Here is a 2,019-nt window from a genome sequence, read left to right as displayed (position 1 = left end):
ATTTATGGCCAGCCGTTCCGATCACCGAACGCGCTTCCGGTGACGTTCGACGCCAAGTAGGGTCCCAAAATGGTCAAAGTGATGGAGGGCTTTCGGGTCCTGGAGGTTGCGCAGTTCACGTTCGTCCCGGCGGCAGGCGCCATCCTCGCCGACTGGGGCGCGGACGTCCTCAAAGTCGAGCACCCGGTGCGCGGCGATACCCAGCGCGGCTTTATCAACATGGGCGGCATCCAAGTCGACCCGCACCGACATCCGCTAATGGAGCACCCGAACCGCGGCAAACGCAGCGTCGGGATCGACGTCTCCACGCCGGGCGGCCAGGAAGTGATCTATGAACTGGCCAAGACCTCCGACGTGTTCCTGACGAACTACATGCCCGCCCAACGCCAGAAGCACAAGTTCGACGTCGAGCACATCCGCGCGGCGAACCCGCACATCATCTACGCCCGCGGCTCGGCCTACGGCGACAAGGGAGCCGAACGCGACGTCGGTGGTTACGACGGGACGGCGTTCTGGACCCGCAGCGGGGTCGGGTACGCGCTGACGCCGGAGGAACTGGGCGGCGCACTGGGACAAGGCATTCCAGCCTTCGGCGATTCCATCGGCGGCATGTTCATCGCCGGCGGCATCTCGGCCGCGTTGCTGCATCGCGAGCGCACCGGCGAAGCCCTCGAGCTCGACGTGTCGCTGCTGAGCACGGCCTGGTGGGCGGCGGGGGCGAGCATGACGCAGGGTATGGAGACGGGTGAGGTCATGCGCACACCCATGCCCGGCTCCGCCACCGCGGTGTCGGTGAACCCCTTCATGGGCAACTACCTGACTTCCGACGGCGGCACGATCAACCTGTGCATCATCAGCCCGACCGGGCTGATCCGCGACACCTTCGAGCATCTCGGCATCCCCGAGGCGGGCGACGATCCCCGTTTCTCCGATGTGCTCCCGTTGATCCACAACGCGGACGCTGCCGCCGAGTTGATCGCGAAGGCGTTTGCCGCCAAGCCGTTTGACTACTGGCGGCAGCACCTGAAGACGATGAGAGGCCAGTGGGCGCCGTTCCAGAGCCTCCTCGACCTCGCCGGCGACGAGCAGGCCATCGCCAACGACATGATCGTCGAGGTCGAGCTCGCCAGCGGCGGCGCGCCGTTCAAAGTCGTGCGCGGGCCAATCCAGTTCAATCACGAACCACTGGTGACGACCCGGGCCCCGCAGGCGTCGGAGCACACCGAGCTAGTTCTGATGGAAATCGGCATGGACTGGGACCGCATCGCCGAACTGAAGGAATCGGGAGCTATAGCGTGAACCGCGCCGGCGACGATGCGGAGCGGAGCGATGAGGTGGGGGCACCTCCCGCTTGCGGGGGAGAGCGGCGCTCATGAACGGAGTGGCCATCATCGGAGTGGGTCTGCATCCGTTCGGTCGCTTCGGGGGCAAATCCGCGATGGAGATGGCCGCGGACGCCATCGAACTCGCGCTCGCCGACGCGGGTGTGGAGTGGAAGGACATCCAGTTCGCGGTTGGCGGCAGCTGGACAGTAGCCAACCCGGACGCCATTGTCGGGATGGTGGGTCTCACCGGCATTCCCTTCACCGATGTGTTCAACGCTTGCGCGACGGCGGCCAGCGCCACCAAGTTGTGCGCCGACGGTATCCGGTTGGGTGACTATGACATTGGCATCGCGGTCGGGATGGACAAACACCCGCGCGGCGCCTTCACCGAAGATCCCGCGCTCGTCGGGATGCCGAGCTGGTACGCGCAGAACGGTCAATATCTCACCACGAAGTTCTTCGGGATGAAGGCCAACCGCTACCTCCACGACCATGGCATCTCGACGGACACGCTGGCTAAGGTGGCCGCCAAGAACTTTCGTAACGGCGCATTAAACCCCAACGCTTTTCGCCGCAAACCGATCTCCGAAGAGGCCATTCTGGCTTCGCCGGTGCTGAATTACCCGCTGACCCAGTACATGTTCTGCGCTCCCGACGAAGGCGCCGCCGCGGTCGTGATGTGCCGCGCCGATAT

The 2,019-nt window shown here is 64.9% G+C and carries 2 protein-coding genes; both read left to right on the top strand.

Features of this window, described 5'->3' with window-relative positions:
* Window positions 1-81 precede the first annotated feature (81 nt).
* A complete protein-coding gene (locus WAN71_RS05110; protein ID WP_422224289.1) occupies window positions 82-1,299 on the top strand; it encodes a CaiB/BaiF CoA transferase family protein in 1,218 nt (405 codons plus the stop codon).
* A gap of 73 nt (window positions 1,300-1,372) precedes the next feature.
* The coding region (locus tag WAN71_RS05105; RefSeq protein ID WP_422224288.1) for a thiolase family protein at window positions 1,373-2,019 on the top strand (647 nt) is incomplete at its 3' end.

It is taken from the genome of Mycobacterium sp., from assembly GCF_049280035.1.
In the GTDB taxonomy this organism is placed as follows: Bacteria; Actinomycetota; Actinomycetes; order Mycobacteriales; family Mycobacteriaceae; genus Mycobacterium.
This window is presented reverse-complemented; position numbering and strand designations above follow the sequence as displayed.